Raw genomic sequence first — 17039 nt, 5'->3', positions numbered from 1 at the left:
GTTTTGACGCCAATATAGAACTGCGCCGATTATGATGTTGTGTTTATTTGTCGCTGCGTTTCTGCTGGCCATGGGCCAGAAGGTGCTCGGTTTAGTTATTAAAATAGCCGAATGTTAACGTCATGAAACAAAAAAGTTTCTTTTTTGCGATATCACCCGCACCAATGAGATGCAATTCTTTTGACCATGCTCCGCCATGGGGCGTGCCGTGGGTCTTTATGGTGCAGGGCAGTGTTTCATCTTGTTACACCGGCGTATCTGCAGCAGTTTCACTCTAATAAATAGCAAACATCATGCCAAAAAAAGGGGAGCCATCGATGGCTCCCCTTTTACTGCTACAACTTTTACGCTGTTTTAAGGATTATCGTTTCTGGCGTAATCCCAATACTGCGGCGGTAAAACCAAACAGCAGGGTCACAATCCATACCGGCCAGTTGCCAAAACGCGCGTACGGCGTCAGACCGGTGGTGGGTGTGACTCTGGCGTCCAGAACCGCACGGGTAAACTGCGGAATGATTTTCTGCACATCGCCATCGGCGGTAATCACGGCGGTAACGCCATTATTGGTGCCGCGCAGTAGTGGGCGTCCCAGCTCCAGCGCGCGCATGCGCGCCATCTGGAAATGCTGCCACGGGCCAATCGAGTGACCAAACCAGGCGTCATTTGAGATGGTGAGCAGGAAGTTGGTATCCGGGCGGAAGTTATCGCGCACCTGCTGGCCGAGCACAATCTCATAGCAAATGGCGGCGGTCAGGTTATAGCCCGCCACTTCCAGCTGTGGCTGAATATAATCACCACGACTGAACGAGGACATTGGCAGGTCAAAGAACGGCGCCAGCGGACGCAGTAACGTTTCCAGCGGCACAAACTCGCCAAACGGCACGAGATGGTTTTTCTGGTAGCGATTGCCGCTGCGATAATCATAAGGCTGCTTACCGCCCAGTACGATAATCGAGTTGTAATCGTGGTAGCGATTGCCTTCCAGACGTGAGTCAACAATACCGGTAATCAGGCCGCTGCCAGAGGCGCGCAGCTGTTCATCCAGCGAGCGCAGGAAGGGCTGCTGGTTGACTTCCAGATCGGGAATAGCGGATTCCGGCCAGATAATGATCGGCGCTTTGCCGTTAAACGGGCGCGAAAGCTGGCTATACACTTCTAAGGTGCGCCGCAACTCGTTAGGATCCCACTTCATTGACTGCGGAATATTGCCCTGTACCAGCGCCACATCAACCGCACGTTCAGGCAGCGGCTGATACCAGCTGATCTGGCGCAGCGGCCACGGCAGCAGCAGCAGCGCAACGGCGCCGCCAGCCGCCACCAGCCTGCGCTGTACCACTGCATACACCGCCAGACCGGCAATCATCATCAGTACAAAGGTGATGGACTCCACGCCAAGCAGCGGCGCCAGCCCTTTTAACGGGCCGTTGATCTGGCTGTAACCAAACTGCAGCCATGGGAAGCCGGTCAGTACCCAGCCGCGTAAGAACTCGCTGATCTGCCAGAGCACCGGCGCCGCCACCGCCAGACGCAGCAGCGAGGTACGTGGAAAGAATCGGGCCAGCAACGCCGTAAACAGCATGGTGTAGAGCGACAGATACGCCGCCAGCAGCACCACCAGAAAGACGTTAACCGGACCTGGCATACCGCCAAAAGTGGCGATGCTGACATACACCCAGTTGATACCACTGCCAAACAGTCCCATGCCCCAGACAAAGCCGATGGCGGTCGCCTGTGAGGTGGTTCGGTTCAGCGTCAGGGCCAGTAAACCACAGAGTGAAACCAGTGCGGCGGGCCAGAAATCGTAGGGCGAAAATGCCAGCGTGCCACAGGCACCTGTTATCAGCGCCAATAACAGGCGAACCCGCTGGCGCTGGTAAAGTGAGGCGATAGCCATAAATGAATTATTCTTCCAGTGTAGGTTGCGGCGAGTTTTCCGGAATTCTTACGTGGACCTGAATGATGCGGCGGCTGTCAGCCATCGCCACTTTGAATTGATAGCCATCAATCTCAATGCTTTCACCCCGAGCCGGCAGATGGCCGAATCCCTGCATCACCAGGCCGCCAATGGTATCCACTTCGTCATCGCTGAAGTTAGTGGCGAAGGTTTCATTGAAATCTTCAATCGGCGTCAGTGCGCGGATGGTGTAGGTGTGGCGGCTGAGCTGACGGATATCACGATCTTCTTCATCGTCATATTCATCTTCAATCTCGCCGACGATCAGTTCGAGAATATCTTCGATCGTGACCAGGCCGGAAACGCCGCCAAATTCGTCAATCACAATCGCCATATGATAGCGCTGGGAGCGGAACTCTTTCAGCATGCGGTCAACACGCTTACTTTCCGGCACCACCACCGCCTGACGCAGTACTTTTTCCATGCTGAAAGGTTCGGAGCCACTGCTCATAAATGGCAGCAGGTCTTTCGCCATCAGAATCCCTTCAATATGATCTTTGTCTTCGCTGATCACCGGAAAACGTGAATGCGCGGATTCGATAATCACCGCCAGACACTCTTCCAGCGTCTGATTACGTTTTAAGGTCACCATCTGGGAGCGGGGGATCATAATGTCGCGAACGCGCTGCTCCGCAATATCCATCACGCCTTCCAGCATGTCACGGGTATCGGGGTCGATCAGTTCGTTCTGTTCAGAATCGCGGATCAGTTCCAGCAAATCATCACGGTTTTTGGGCTCGCCGTGAAAAAGCTGATTGAGGATAAGGGTAAAGAATCCCTTTTTACTACTGGGACTGTCGCTGTTTTGTGAATGGTCGTCGCTCATGGCGTTTTAGTTAAGGTCTCTCTTGACTTGGGATCGGTCTGTCAGCAGACGGCTGACAGCTGAGTAATGCTTCAGAAGACGGCAGCAGTAAACTGCCGCCGCTGGTGATTATAAATCTTCTTTCTCCGAAATGTACGGATCGGGGTAGCCAAGAGCAAGCATTATCTCGGTTTCCAGCGATTCCATCTCTTCGGCTTCGTCATCTTCAATGTGATCATAGCCGAGTAAATGCAGGCTGCCATGGATCACCATATGCGCCCAGTGCGCCTTCAGCGCCTTCTGCTGCTCAGCCGCTTCCTGCTCCACTACCTGACGACAGATAATCAGATCGCCTAACAGCGGCAGCTCAATGCCGGGTGGCGCTTCAAACGGGAATGACAGCACATTAGTCGGCTTGTCTTTACCGCGATAAGTCATATTCAGTTCATGACTTTCCGCTTCATCAACTATACGGATGGTCACTTCACTGACGGGCTGGAACTGCGGCAGCACCGCCTCCAGCCACTGCTGAAATTCAGCTTCTTGCGGCAAACCCGCTGCGGATTCGCTGGCAATTTGCAGATCCAGAATCACTTCACTCATTTCTGCTCCTGGGCAGTCTGTGCCGCAAGGGCTTCGCGTTTGCGCTCTTCCGCCTGCTTGTCACGGCGTTTCTGGTCGGCTTCTTCCCACGCTTCATAGGCGACTACGATGCGGGCGACAATCGGATGGCGTACCACATCTTCGCTGTGGAAGAAGTTAAAGCTCAGCTCGTCAACTTCGGACAGCACTTCAATCGCATGGCGCAGACCTGATTTCAGGTTGCGCGGCAGATCGATCTGCGTCACGTCGCCGGTAACCACCGCTTTTGAGTTAAAGCCAATACGCGTCAGGAACATCTTCATCTGTTCGATGGTAGTGTTCTGGCTCTCATCAAGGATGATAAAGGCGTCATTCAGCGTACGGCCACGCATATACGCCAGCGGGGCAACTTCAATCACATTGCGCTCCATCAGCTTTTCGACGCGTTCAAAACCGAGCATTTCATACAGCGCGTCGTACAGCGGGCGCAGGTAGGGATCCACTTTCTGGCTAAGATCGCCTGGCAGGAAGCCCAGCTTTTCACCGGCTTCTACCGCCGGACGGGTCAGCAGAATACGGCGAATCTCCTGCCGCTCCAGCGCATCTACGGCCGCCGCTACCGCCAGATAGGTTTTACCGGTACCGGCCGGGCCGATACCAAAGGTAATATCGTGGTCAAGAATATTGGCGATGTACTGCGCCTGGTTTGGCGTACGCGGCTTAATGACCCCACGTTTGGTTTTGATATGGATGGCTTTGCCGAAGTCCGGCACGCTCTCTGCCGTTTGCTCCAGCACGCGGCTCTCTTTAATCGCCAGATGGATCTGCTCAGGATCGATATCGCTGGTGTTACCACGCAGCGGGGCGGTATCGACATACAGATCTTTCAGGATATCTGCCGCAGCGTTAACACAGAGCGCGCGGCCAACCAGCTTAAACGCGTTGTCGCGACGGTTAATCTCGATACCCAGGCGGCGCTCAAGCTGTTTAATGTTATCGTCAAACGGACCGCACAGGCTGAGTAACCGGCGATTGTCCGCGGGTTCTAATACTATTTCGCGAGTTTCGATATTCAAACTAATCCTTTGGGTCACTGAGGGCCAGTTATGAGCAACAGGCTATATCAGGCTGATAACCAGCCATGCCTTTTAGCCAATTATTTATGTCTGTGCAAAATGTCGCAAGTGAGTGAACAGATATTTGGGCGCTGCTTTCAGAAAGCAAGCGCAAGGGGATGAAATTGCGCGGCGAGCTACAACGCTCGCCGCAAAATCCGGCGATCAAGGCTGGAAGGTACCGACACCCAACTCGTTTTCTTTACGCGTACGCGCAATCACCGAAGCCGGGCTCTCTGCCACCCGCAGACCCATCTGCTCTTCGGTGCGCACTAACTTGCCACGCAGGGAGTTGGTATAGACATCAACAATCTCAACATCGACAAATTTACCGATCATCTCCGGGTTGCCTTCAAAGTTCACCACCCGGTTATTCTCGGTACGGCCCGACAGCTCCATCACGTTTTTACGTGAGGTGCCTTCCACCAGAATACGCTGCACAGTGCCCAGCATACGACGGCTCCACGCCATCGCCTGCTGCTGGATACGGTCCTGAAGAATATACAGGCGCTGCTTTTTCTCCTCTTCCGGCACATCATCCGGCAGATCCGCCGCTGGCGTGCCCGGACGTGCGGAGTAGATAAAGCTGAAGCTCACATCAAAGTTTACATCGGCGATCAGCTTCATGGTCTGCTCGAAGTCAGCCTGTGTCTCGCCAGGGAAGCCGATAATAAAGTCGGAACTGATCTGAATATTGGGCCGGGCGGCAATCAGTTTACGGATGATGGCTTTATATTCCAGACCGGTATGCGCACGCTTCATTAGCGTCAGAATGCGGTCGGCGCCGCTCTGTACCGGCAGATGCAGGAAGCTGACCAGCTCCGGCGTATCACGATAGACGTCGATTATATCATCGGTGAATTCAATCGGATGGCTGGTGGTAAAACGAATACGGTCGATGCCGTCGATCGCCGCCACCAGACGCAGCAGATCGGCAAAGCTGCAGATCTCATTATCATAAGTGGTGCCGCGATAGGCATTAACGTTCTGACCTAACAGGTTAACTTCACGCACGCCCTGAGCCGCCAGCTGGGCAATCTCAAACAGGATATCGTCGCACGGACGGCTGACTTCCTCACCGCGGGTGTAAGGCACCACGCAGAAAGTACAGTATTTGTTGCAGCCTTCCATAATCGACACAAAGGCGGTGGGGCCATCGGCTTTCGGTTCCGGCAGGCGATCGAATTTCTCAATCTCCGGAAAGCTGATATCAACCACCGGGCTTTTTGAGCCGCGAACGGTGTTGATCATTTCCGGCAGCCGATGCAGTGTTTGCGGACCAAAGACGATATCAACGTAATGCGCGCGCTGACGAATATGATCTCCTTCCTGCGACGCTACGCAGCCACCGACACCGATAATCAGCTCGGGATTGCGTTCTTTCAGCGTTTTCCAACGGCCCAGTTGATGAAATACCTTTTCCTGTGCTTTTTCACGAATGGAGCAGGTATTAAGCAGCAGAATATCCGCCTCTTCAGCGACCTCAGTCAGCGTATAGCCGTGAGTCGTTTCCAGCAGGTCAGCCATTTTCGATGAATCGTATTCGTTCATCTGGCAGCCCCAGGTTTTTATATGCAGTTTTTTTGTCATCGACATGCCATTACTCAGTGCAGAAGGGAGTGCAGGGCGAATAGTGTAATGCCTGAATGCGACCATGACCAGCACAGGGGTACCATAAATGACTTCCGTTATGAGTTGATTAGCGTTTTCTGTCGGTCAGCGCAAATTCCGGTACAATTCGGCATAAGGTGATCTCTGAGGGACCGGCCGCCAGCCCCGGCCGGAAAAGGATAATATGATGCGCGAAACTGATTTTGATGTGGTGGTGATTGGCGGTGGCATGGTGGGAGCCGCACTGGCCAGCGGGCTGGTGCAGCAGGGATTTTCGCTGGCGGTGGTCGAGCAGGAAGAAGCGCCAGCGTTTGATCCGGCCAGCAATCCGGATCTGCGTATTTCGGCGATCGGCAGCGCTTCGGTAGATCTGCTGAAGCAGTTGCAGGTGTGGAATGATATTCAACAGATGCGCACTGCACCCTATCGCCAGCTGGAAACCTGGGAGTGGCAAACCGCCTGTGTGAAGTTTGATGCCGCCTCGCTGGGGTTGCCGGAACTGGGTTATATGGTGGAAAACCGCGTGCTGCAACGCGCTTTATGGCAACGCCTGCAACAGCAGCAGGTGACGTTGTTCTGCCCGGCGGCGCTGAAAACCCTTACCCGCGACAACAGTGGCTGGACGGTGACGCTGGATGACGGTCGTCAGCTTAAAACGCGGCTGGTGGTCGGGGCCGATGGCGCCAACTCACAGGTACGGCAACTGGCGGGCATCGGCATTCATGGCTGGAACTATAGCCAGTCATGCATGCTGATTACGGTGCGTTGCGAACATCCGGCGGGCGATACTACCTGGCAGCAATTTACGCCGCAGGGACCGCGCGCCTTTCTGCCGCTGTTTGATAACTGGGCCTCGCTGGTGTGGTATGACGCACCAGCGCGTATCCGCCAGCTCCAGGCGATGCCGCTGTCGCAGCTGCAAAAAGAGATTGCCGCCCACTTTCCGGCGCGCCTGGGCCGTTTTAGCGCGGTTGCTGCCGGTTCTTTCCCGCTGGTGCGTCGCCATGCCACGCGTTATGTGCAGGATGGCTTAGCGCTGGTCGGCGATGCGGCGCATACCATCAATCCGCTGGCCGGGCAGGGGGTAAACCTGGGCTATCGCGATATTGATGCGTTAATTGATGTGCTGACGGAGGCGCGCAACAATGCCGAAGCCTGGAGTTCTGATGCCGTGTTGCAGCGTTATCAGCGCAAGCGTCATACCGATAATCTGCTGATGCAGAGCGGTATGGATCTGTTCTACTTTACCTTCAGCAATCAGCTGGCGCCGTTAAAGGTCGTGCGCAATCTGGGATTGATGGTGGCGCAGCGCTCAGGGGTGTTAAAGCGTCAGGCGCTGCGTTACGCGCTGGGATTGTAGCCTGATGGGCGGCGAGAACGCCGCCCCTACGGGTTTTGTAAGGGGGCCGTTTTCGGCTCCCTTTTATTCGCGACGTAAAAAAGCCCGCAGAAGCGGGCTTGTTTACTTAATTGGCTGGGGTGCAGGGATTCGAACCCCGGAATGCTGGTATCAGAAACCAGAGCCTTACCACTTGGCGACACCCCAATATTGCGATCTGCAATGCAAATCGTCTTTGTTTGGCTGGGGTGCAGGGATTCGAACCCCAGATGCTGGTATCAGAAACCAGAGCCTTACCGCTTGGCGACACCCCAATGGTGCGATCTGCAATGCAAATCGTCTTTTTTTGGCTGGGGTGCAGGGATTCGAACCCCAGATGCTGGTATCAGAAACCAGAGCCTTACCGCTTGGCGACACCCCAATGGTACTAATGGTACTACAAAAAAAATGGTGGCTACTACGGGAATCGAACCTGTGACCCCAGCATTATGAGTGCTGTGCTCTAACCAGCTGAGCTAAGTAGCCATTGTACTGCATTTTCGCTTGCTTACTGCATTTCCTGATTTGGCTGGGATACCTGGATTCGAACCAGGGAATGCCGGTATCAAAAACCGGTGCCTTACCGCTTGGCGATATCCCAATATCCGTTACCACATATCCGTGATAAATCAAAAAATTTGGCTGGGATACCTGGATTCGAACCAGGGAATGCCGGTATCAAAAACCGGTGCCTTACCGCTTGGCGATATCCCATCCGTGCAACCCCGTTCAGGGAAATGGTGCGGGAGGCGAGACTTGAACTCGCACACCTTGCGGCGCCAGAACCTAAATCTGGTGCGTCTACCAATTTCGCCACTCCCGCCGAGAGAAAAAGATGGTGGCTACTACGGGAATCGAACCTGTGACCCCAGCATTATGAGTGCTGTGCTCTAACCAGCTGAGCTAAGTAGCCGTCTTTTTTCTGCGTAACCTTCATCGGCGTTGCGGGGCGCATTATGCGTAAGTGACCTGGAAGCGTCAACAAATTTTTTACCGTTTTTGCCGTCAAACGCTTTGTTTGTCTGGCTTATAACCAGCATGACGATAAAAGCAGCGATTTTCAATCCTGAACGCGGTAAAACCCAAATAAAAACGGGCCTGTGCAGGCCCATTTTAATCAGATAAACAGATGCTTATTTATAAGCGGATGCGTGTACGCCTACAGCACGACCAGACGGGTCATTCATGTTTTTGAATGATTCATCCCATTCGATGGCTTTCGCTGAAGAACAGGCCACTGAAGGGCCACCAGGCACGCATTCAGCAGCACTTGGCACCGGGAACAGCTCTTCAAAGATTTCACGATACAAATACGCTTCTTTTGACGATGGCGTGTTGTATGGGAAACGGAAGTGCGCGGTTTCCAGTTGCTGATCGCTAATCTGTTTTGCCGCCACCTCTTTCAGCGTATCAATCCAGCTGTAGCCCACACCATCAGAGAACTGCTCTTTCTGGCGCCAGGCCACGCTTGCCGGCAGGTAAGACTCAAAACATTCGCGCAGGATATGCTTTTCCATTTTACCGTTTGGCCCGCACATTTTGTCGGCCGGGTTAATGCGCATCGCCACATCGAGGAATTTCTTGTCGAGGAACGGTACGCGCGCTTCCACGCCCCACGCCGACATTGCTTTGTTAGCTCGCGCACAGTCAAACATATGCAGAGCCAGCAGCTTACGCACGTTTTCTTCATGGAACTCTTTGGCGTTTGGTGCTTTATGGAAGTAGAGGTAACCCCCAAATACTTCATCAGCGCCTTCGCCGGACAGTACCATTTTAATGCCCATTGCCTTGATCTTGCGTGACATCAGATACATTGGCGTCGAGGCGCGAATGGTGGTGACGTCGTACGTTTCAATGTGATAAATCACATCGCGAATTGCATCCAGGCCTTCCTGCACGGTGAAATGAATTTCGTGGTGCACGGTGCCGAGATGTTCCGCAACCGCTTTAGCCGCGGTCAGATCCGGCGATCCTTCCAGGCCGACAGCAAAGGAGTGCAGCTGTGGCCACCAGGCTTCGCTCTTATCCTGATCTTCCACACGCTTCGCCGCAAAACGTTTGGTGACGGCGGAGATAATAGAGGAGTCGAGGCCACCAGAGAGCAGCACGCCGTAAGGCACGTCGGACATCAGGTGGCTTTTCACTGACTCTTCCAGCGCGTTTTTCAGTGCGGCGGCATCAGTAACATTGTTTTCGACGGCTTCATAGTCAAACCAGTCGCGCTGCCAGTAACGACGAATTTCGCCATCTTCGCTCGACAGGTAGCTTCCCGGCGGGAACTCTTTGATGCTGCGGCATACCGGCACCAGCGCTTTCATTTCGGAAGCGACATACAGGTTACCGTGCTCATCGTTACCCATATACAGTGGGATAATACCGATATGGTCGCGGCCAATCAGCCAGGTGTTTTTCACGCTGTCATACAGAATAAAGGCGAACATGCCCTGCAGCTCGTCGAGGAAATCGATGCCTTTTTCCTGATACAGCGCCAGAATCACTTCACAGTCGGAATCGGTCTGGAACTGGTAGCGATCACTCAGCTCAGCGCGCAGTGCCTGATGGTTGTAGATTTCACCGTTAACCGCCAGTACGTGAGTGTGATCGGCGTTATACAGCGGCTGGGCGCCATTGTTGACGTCGACAATCGAGAGACGCTCATGGGCGAGGATGGCGTGATCATCCGCATAGACGCCAGACCAGTCCGGTCCGCGATGACGCATCAGGCGGGAAAGCTCCAGCGCTTTTTTACGCAACTCAACAGGATCGGTTTTCAGATCCAGCACACCAAAAATAGAACACATAGCAACGCTCCCTAACGACTCGCACTGGCCAGTTAATGATTTCAGTTCAGCAGCACATTTGCTGCCCGATGCATAAGAAAATGCTCTATATCAGCAACCCGATCAAGCGATTTAGCGAATCGCTGAAAAATAGTCTGTTGACCTGAGTGTATCTTTGATGGATTGCCAGTTTTTGCGAGGTTTTATTAGTGGATCGACAATTTTTTGCGAAAAGCGGTTAAAAAAAAACCGTGGCCTGTGCATTTTCTGCAGGGGCGGCGTTCTCGCCGCCCGCGCCAGCCATGTTTCAGATAATATCTATCTCGGCGACCGATGGATAAATCCATGTCGGGCGGAAAGGCATCGCATCGATATCACTCAGGGTAGAGACGCCGGAGAGCACCAGGATGGTGGCCAGACCTGCCTGAAAACCGGCGAGAATATCGGTACGCAGATTATCACCGACAATCACCGTATCTTCCGAATGTCCCTGCATCTTATTCAGCGCCGCACGGATAATCCACGGACTCGGCTTGCCGACATAGAAAGGCTTGCGGCCAGATATTTTTTCGATACCGGCGCAGAGCGCACCGCAGCCCGGCGTAAAACCGCGGCCATGACTGTCCGGGTTGGTAGCGATAAAGCGGGCGCCGTTGGCGACGAAAAAGGCCGCTTTATGCATCATGTCCCAGTTAAAAGAGCGCGTCTCACCGACGATCACAAAGTCGGGATTGATATCGGTAATGGTGAAACCGGCTTTATACAGCTCATGAATCAGCGCGCCTTCACCGACCACATAGGCTTTTTTCCCTTCCTGCCGCCGCAGAAAATCGGCGGTCGCCATTGCCGAGGTGTAAAACACGCTGTCGGGCACCTCAATGCCGGCCGATGCAAAGCGATTGGCGAGGTCCTGTGCGGTCTGGGACGGGTAGTTTGTCAGCACCACCAGCGGCATACCGTTATCCATTATGCGATGAATAAATTCGTTCGCGCCGGGCACCGCAGTGTTGTCGTGCATCAGCACGCCATCAATATCGCAAATTACATTTTTTAAGGTCATCACGCTTCCAGAAGACGTTGCAACAGAATGCCGTTAAGCATTGCGCGTTTGGCCAGCGCGAAAGCGCCGATAGCGGAACGGTGATCGATTTCAGATCGCACCACCGGTAAATTTTTACGGAAGGCTTTCAGCACCTGGGTGTTAATGCAGCCTTCAATGGCGGGCAGCAACACTTTTTCAGCTTCAATAATTTCACCGGCAATCACCACCTTCTGCGGATTAAACAGGTTGATCGCAATGGCAATCGCCTTACCCAAGTAGCGACCAACATATTCAATCACTTCACAGGCCAGCGGATCGCCACGGTTAGCGGCCTTGCAGATCAGATGGATCTGACAGTTATCAACGGTGAGTGAGCTGGGATAGCCCTGGGTGAGCAGGTGGCGGACACGGTTTTCGATGGCGCCATTGGCGGCGATGGTTTCCAGACAGCCAAAATTACCGCAATGACAGCGTTCGCCCAGCGGGTCGACCTGGATATGGCCGATTTCGCCAACATTGCCATTACTGCCAAGAAAAATCTGGCCGTTAGTGATAATTCCCGCACCGGTGCCACGATGTAAACGCACCAAAATGGAGTCGGCGCAGTCGCGTGATGCACCAAAGTAGTGCTCAGCCAGCGCCAGGCTGCGGATATCATGACCGACAAAACTGGTGACGTTAAAACGCGCTTCAAGGTGCGATACCAGCGACCAGTTATTGACATTAATATGCGGCATATAACGGATCACGCCGTTATTTGGATCCACCAGTCCGGGCAGAATCACCGAAATGGCAATCAGTTCCCGCAGTTTGCGCTGATGCAGCTCGCTAAAATTTTCGATAGCAAGGAACAGGGCGTTTTCCAGCGTTTCCTGGGTGCGTTCCGGCAGCGGATAATGCTCTTCGGCGAGGGATTTGCCACTCAGATCATACAACGTTAGCGTGGCGTCGTTACGGCCAAGGCGCACGCCGATGGTGTTGAAGCCACGCGTCTCGGTGACAATTGAGATAGCGCGGCGACCACCGGTAGAGGCCTGTTGATCGACCTCTTTAATCAGGCCGCGCTCGATAAGCTGGCGGGTAATTTTGGTGACGCTGGCGGGAGCAAGCTGGCTGAGATCGGCGATTTGAATGCGCGAGATAGGACCCTGCTGGTCAATCAGCCGGTAAACGGCTGCGCTATTCAGTTGCTTTACAAGATCGACATTTCCTATTTGTGCCTGGCCGCCGTTGGTCATTCAGTGATTACTCGCTTAGGACTTCGTCACCATTAACGATAGTCTGGATAATTTGATAATCGCGGGTGAAAACAGTCAGATTAGCGACTTTACCTGCTTCAACTGAACCCAACTGCTTGTCCACGCCCATTGCACGTGCTGGATAGAGGGTAGCCATTCGTAAGGTTTCATCAAGCGAGATACCTGCATGTTCGACGCAGTTCGCCACTGCTTCAATCATAGTGAGTGCAGAACCGCTTAGCGTACCTTTCTCGTCTACGCACAGCCCGTCACGATAGTATATTGTTTTGCCTGCAAAAATGAACTGATCAATCGTTGCGCCCGCCGGGGCGGTGGCGTCGGTCACCAGCACCAGTTTGTCACCTTTGATGCGTTTGGCATTGCGGACATTAGCGTAATGGACATGTAAACCGTCTGCAATAATGCCGCAGTATACCTCTGGTGAATCAAACAGCGCGCCAATCAGGCCCGGTTCACGGCCGGTAATGGTCGGCATGGCGTTATACAGGTGGGTGGCGAAACTAATGCCAGCAGTGATGCCGCTTTTCGCTTCCTGATATGTCGCATGCGAGTGGCCAGCCGAGACAATAATCCCGGCATCACGCAGCTGGCGAATCACTTCAACCCCCGCCATTTCAGGCGCCAGCGTCACTTTTGTGATCACATCGGCATTTTCGCAGAGAAAATTAACCTGTTCAGGATTCGGCTTGCGAATTAAGTCCGGGTTATGAGTGCCTTTTTTGGCGACATTCAGCCATGGCCCTTCCAGATGCAGGCCCAGCGCCTGATGGGCGTTTTGCGCCAGATAAGCACGCATCACTTCGACGGCGCGCGTCATCAGCTCATCGCTGCTGGTGATCAGCGTCGGTAAAAAGCTGGTGCAGCCCGATTTCTGATTGGCTTGTTGCATGATGTGAAGAGTATCGACGCTAATCGCGCTGAGTTCGTCATTAAACTGCACGCCGCCGCAGCCATTCAGCTGCACATCGATAAAACCGGGGGCGATTATCGCCCCCGCCACATGACGGGTTGCGATGCCGGCGGGCAGTTCCGCCAGCGGACAGACGCGCTCAATCAGGCCATCAGCAATAACAACGGCATGATCGTCAAGGATTTGATGGCCGGTGAAGATGCGACCGTGGGTTAATGCGTACATATCTGTTATCTCCCGGCTGATTACAGGCCTTTCATATTTTCCGCTTCCATTTCGCGGAAATATTTCACTGTTTTCACTTTCAGTTCCATTGTGGAAGGTTCATCACAAACCACCACTGATTTGGCATGCAGCTGCAGGCAGCTGATGGTCCACATATGATTGACATTGCCTTCAACCGCCGCCTGCAGCGCCTGCGCTTTCACATGGCCGATAACCAGAATCATCACTTCTTCCGCATCCAGCAGCGTGCCAACGCCGACAGTAAGGGCGTATTTTGGCACCTGATCAATATCGCCATCAAAGAAGCGTGAGTTCGCAAGGCGGGTTTCATGCGTCAGCGTTTTAATGCGGGTGCGGGATGCCAGTGAAGACGCCGGTTCGTTAAAGGCGATATGCCCGTCGTTGCCGACACCGCCCATAAACAGATGGATCTTGCCGTAAGCGCGGATCTTTTCTTCATACTGACGACATTCTGCGTCAATATCCGCAGCATTACCATTCAGAAGATTGATATTTTCACGAGGAATATCAACATGATCGAAAAAGTTACGAAACATAAAGCTGTGGTAGCTTTCCGGATGCTCTTTTGGCAGGCCAACGTATTCATCCATATTGAAAGTGACAACATGTTTAAAACTGACCTGGCCCGCTTTATGCATCTCAATTAAATGTTTATAGGCTTCCAGCGGTGTTCCACCGGTAGGTAAACCTAAAACAAAGGGACGATCTGCGGTCGGTTTAAATGTGTTGATGCGGTTAACGATATGGCGGGCGGCCCATTTACCCACCTGGGTAGGGGTCGACAGGGGAATCAGTCTCATGTTTCACCTCATATTAAGCAAAATTGAATCAGATTTAAGACGGTGTAACGGCCGTTATCACTTAGCGTAACCTGCCGTGGCATAACTACCGAGGAAAAATCCGTGTTGATAATTCGGATCATAAAATAAGTTTGTCACTATAGCCAGCTGCGTATGTAAAAAACTGCCATATTTGGTGATATTAATCACAGATGCGCAGGTTTAATTTGCGAAGCGAATTAATTTTTTTTTACACTTCGCATCGTGGTGTGTACTGTCATCAGGTTAACTGAAAATTGTGAAAATAAAACCAAACAGTTTCAGTGGCCTTGTCGGATTCTGGAGGGGGAAAAGGTGAATATTTTAAGTTACTTACAAAAAGTGGGGCGCGCGCTGATGGTGCCGGTGGCAACGCTACCTGCTGCGGCAATCTTAATGGGGGTGGGGTACTGGATCGATCCGGTTTCCTGGGGCGCAGACAATGCGCTGGCGGCCCTGTTAATCAAGTCTGGCTCCGCCATCATCGAAAATATGTCTGTGTTGTTCGCCATTGGTGTGGCATACGGCATGTCAAAAGATAAAGACGGTGCCGCAGCGCTCACCGGTTTTGTTGGTTTCCTCGTGGTCACCACGCTCTGCTCGCCGGCAGCCGTGTCGATGATCCAGAAGATCCCGTTAGACCAGGTGCCAGCCGCCTTTGGTAAAATCAATAACCAGTTTGTCGGTATCCTGGTGGGGATTATCTCGGCGGAAGTGTATAACCGCTTCAGCCATGTTGAACTGCCCAAAGCGCTGTCGTTTTTCAGCGGACGCCGCCTGGTGCCGATTCTTGTCTCCTTCCTGATGATTCTGGTGGCGTTTATCCTGATGTATCTCTGGCCGCTGATTTTCGGTGGTCTGGTAAACTTCGGTGAACATATTCAGCGACTCGGTTCGGCGGGTGCCGGTATTTACGCCTTCTTTAACCGTCTGCTGATCCCGGTAGGTCTGCATCACGCGCTGAACTCGGTATTCTGGTTCGACGTGGCTGGTATCAATGATATTCCTAATTTCCTCGGCGGTGGCCAGTCCATCGAAAGCGGCAAAGGCATTGTCGGTATTACCGGACGTTATCAGGCGGGCTTCTTCCCGATTATGATGTTTGGTCTGCCGGGTGCAGCGCTGGCGATCTATCACTGCGCCCGTCCGGAAAACCGCGCCAAAGTCGCCGGTATTATGCTGGCTGCGGCCTTTGCCTCCTTCTTTACCGGGATTACCGAGCCGCTGGAATTCTCCTTTATGTTTGTGGCGCCGGTGCTGTATGTGATCCACGCCTTCCTGACCGGTGTTTCGGTATTTATCGCGGCCAGCATGCACTGGATTGCCGGTTTCGGCTTCAGTGCGGGTCTGGTGGATATGTTCCTGTCAACGCGAAATCCGCTGGCGACCCACTGGTATATGCTGATCCCGCAGGGGCTGGTGTTCTTCGCTATCTACTATGTGGTGTTCCGTTTCACTATCAGGAAATTCAATCTGATGACCCCGGGCCGTGAACTTTCCGTGGATGGTGATGAAAGCGATGGTTATGACACCAACGTTGATCACAGCGGCAGCGGTGAGTCAGAAACTGAAACCCTGGCGCGACGCTATATTGGCGCCGTGGGCGGTTCTGAAAACCTGACCGGAATCGATGCCTGTATTACTCGTCTGCGTCTGAATGTAAAAGATTCTGGCGAAGTGAGTGAGTCCATTGCTAAGCGCCTCGGTGCTTCCGGCGTAATCCGTCTTAACAAGCAGAGCGTGCAGATTATTGTCGGCACCCGAGCTGAGACCATTGCCTCAGCGATGAAAACCGTGCTGGCGAAAGGCCCTGTTGCGGCAGCAGCAGGCACCAGCACTGCACCAGCGGCGGTGGTGCAGCCACAAGCGGTGACCAACGCTTCAAAAGGTATTATCGCCACGCTGGTCGCGCCGGTAAGTGGTCAGGTGGTCGCCATTGAACAGGTGCCGGACGAAGCCTTTGCCAGCAAAGCGGTAGGCGAAGGTCTGGCGATTATCCCTGAAGGTAAAACCGTAGTGGCGCCGATTGCCGGGACTGTAGTGAAGATCTTTAATACCAACCATGCGTTCTGTCTGGAAACCGATAACGGTGTCGAGATCGTGGTGCATATGGGCCTTGATACCGTGGCGCTGGAAGGCAAAGGCTTTACCCGCCTGGTGGAAGAGGGCGCCAGCGTCACTGCTGGTCAGCCGGTACTGGAAATGGACCTTGATTACCTCAACCGGCATGCCCGTTCGATGATCAGTCCGGTAGTGGTCAGCAATATTGATGACTTCGCCGGGGTGAATCTGCTGGCCAGCGGCGCGGTGATTGCCGGTGAAACCAAACTGTTCGAAATCAAAAGCTAAATGCGCACGGCGGCGAGAATGCCGCCGCTACGAAATCGCATTTATCTGCAGGGGCGCCGTTATCGGCGTCCGAATATAATGTTATAAACTGGGCGGGGAGCGATTCCCGCCCTTTTTTTGCGTAATTAGTCTAACAAACGGTTGTTTCCCTTCTCCGCTTTGTGGATCATACTCCGTTATTTCGTGGTTC

Annotated in this window: 12 protein-coding genes and 8 tRNA genes; 2 read left to right on the top strand and 18 right to left on the bottom strand. The window is 53.3% G+C overall.

The annotated features are described in order from the left end of the window. Nucleotides 1–361: 361 nt before the first annotated feature. From lnt to miaB, 5 genes are all read right to left on the bottom strand, one after another. Nucleotides 362–1894, bottom strand: coding sequence for an apolipoprotein N-acyltransferase (gene lnt, locus N5923_RS05405; RefSeq protein ID WP_267143431.1), 1533 nt, complete (start codon nucleotides 1892–1894; stop codon nucleotides 362–364). Between the two features lie 7 nt (nucleotides 1895–1901). Then, on the bottom strand, nucleotides 1902–2780 hold the full coding sequence (corC, locus tag N5923_RS05400) for a CNNM family magnesium/cobalt transport protein CorC (RefSeq protein ID WP_267143432.1): 879 nt from the start codon (nucleotides 2778–2780) through the stop codon (nucleotides 1902–1904). A 108-nt stretch (nucleotides 2781–2888) separates the two neighbouring features. Next, nucleotides 2889–3362, bottom strand: a complete 474-nt coding sequence (gene ybeY / locus N5923_RS05395; protein WP_267143433.1) for an rRNA maturation RNase YbeY — start codon at nucleotides 3360–3362, stop codon at nucleotides 2889–2891. After that, on the bottom strand, nucleotides 3359–4417 hold the full coding sequence (locus N5923_RS05390) for a PhoH family protein (RefSeq protein ID WP_267143434.1): 1059 nt from the start codon (nucleotides 4415–4417) through the stop codon (nucleotides 3359–3361). The genes ybeY and N5923_RS05390 overlap by 4 nt, the downstream gene beginning before the upstream one ends. A 204-nt stretch (nucleotides 4418–4621) precedes the next feature. Further along, entirely contained in the window at nucleotides 4622–6046 is a 1425-nt protein-coding gene (miaB, locus tag N5923_RS05385; protein WP_267143535.1) for a tRNA (N6-isopentenyl adenosine(37)-C2)-methylthiotransferase MiaB, read from the bottom strand. 208 nt (nucleotides 6047–6254) lie between these two features. Between miaB and ubiF the strand changes: the two genes are divergently transcribed. Then, nucleotides 6255–7427, top strand: coding sequence for a 3-demethoxyubiquinol 3-hydroxylase (gene ubiF / locus N5923_RS05380; RefSeq protein WP_267143536.1), 1173 nt, complete (start codon nucleotides 6255–6257; stop codon nucleotides 7425–7427). Between the two features lie 111 nt (nucleotides 7428–7538). Here the strand turns inward: ubiF and N5923_RS05375 are convergent. The 13 genes from N5923_RS05375 to nagB all read right to left on the bottom strand — a co-directional run bounded on the left by N5923_RS05375 (nucleotide 7539) and on the right by nagB (nucleotide 14482). Next, nucleotides 7539–7613: transfer RNA gene (locus N5923_RS05375), tRNA-Gln, on the bottom strand. Between the two features lie 33 nt (nucleotides 7614–7646). Continuing rightward, a tRNA-Gln gene (locus N5923_RS05370) sits at nucleotides 7647–7720 on the bottom strand. Between the two features lie 33 nt (nucleotides 7721–7753). Beyond that, nucleotides 7754–7827, bottom strand: a tRNA-Gln gene (locus N5923_RS05365). A gap of 27 nt (nucleotides 7828–7854) precedes the next feature. Further along, a tRNA-Met gene (locus N5923_RS05360) sits at nucleotides 7855–7931 on the bottom strand. Between the two features lie 40 nt (nucleotides 7932–7971). Next, a tRNA-Gln gene (locus tag N5923_RS05355) sits at nucleotides 7972–8046 on the bottom strand. Between the two features lie 38 nt (nucleotides 8047–8084). Beyond that, a tRNA-Gln gene (locus tag N5923_RS05350) sits at nucleotides 8085–8159 on the bottom strand. A 24-nt stretch (nucleotides 8160–8183) separates the two neighbouring features. Continuing rightward, nucleotides 8184–8268 (bottom strand) — tRNA-Leu (locus N5923_RS05345). A 13-nt stretch (nucleotides 8269–8281) separates the two neighbouring features. Next, nucleotides 8282–8358: transfer RNA gene (locus N5923_RS05340), tRNA-Met, on the bottom strand. A gap of 220 nt (nucleotides 8359–8578) precedes the next feature. Then, the gene (asnB, locus tag N5923_RS05335; protein WP_267143435.1) at nucleotides 8579–10246 is read right to left on the bottom strand and encodes an asparagine synthase B; all 1668 of its coding nucleotides are present in this window, start codon (nucleotides 10244–10246) and stop codon (nucleotides 8579–8581) included. Between the two features lie 286 nt (nucleotides 10247–10532). Beyond that, entirely contained in the window at nucleotides 10533–11285 is a 753-nt protein-coding gene (locus tag N5923_RS05330) for an HAD-IIA family hydrolase (protein ID WP_267143436.1), read from the bottom strand. Beyond that, nucleotides 11285–12505 (bottom strand): DNA-binding transcriptional regulator NagC, encoded by a 1221-nt coding sequence (gene nagC, locus N5923_RS05325; protein ID WP_267143437.1) that lies wholly within the window; start codon nucleotides 12503–12505, stop codon nucleotides 11285–11287. The genes N5923_RS05330 and nagC overlap by 1 nt, the downstream gene beginning before the upstream one ends. Nucleotides 12506–12512: 7 nt before the next feature. Continuing rightward, nucleotides 12513–13661, bottom strand: coding sequence for an N-acetylglucosamine-6-phosphate deacetylase (gene nagA, locus N5923_RS05320; protein ID WP_267143438.1), 1149 nt, complete (start codon nucleotides 13659–13661; stop codon nucleotides 12513–12515). 20 nt (nucleotides 13662–13681) lie between these two features. Next, the gene (gene nagB, locus N5923_RS05315; protein WP_267143439.1) at nucleotides 13682–14482 is read right to left on the bottom strand and encodes a glucosamine-6-phosphate deaminase; all 801 of its coding nucleotides are present in this window, start codon (nucleotides 14480–14482) and stop codon (nucleotides 13682–13684) included. Between the two features lie 333 nt (nucleotides 14483–14815). On the opposite strand from nagB, the gene nagE reads away from it, so the two are divergent. Next, entirely contained in the window at nucleotides 14816–16849 is a 2034-nt protein-coding gene (nagE, locus tag N5923_RS05310; protein ID WP_267143440.1) for an N-acetylglucosamine-specific PTS transporter subunit IIBC, read from the top strand. The last annotated feature ends 190 nt before the right edge of the window (nucleotides 16850–17039 follow it).

This window comes from Winslowiella arboricola (assembly GCF_025527015.1).
Lineage (GTDB): Bacteria > Pseudomonadota > Gammaproteobacteria > Enterobacterales > Enterobacteriaceae > Erwinia > Erwinia arboricola.
This window is presented reverse-complemented; position numbering and strand designations above follow the sequence as displayed.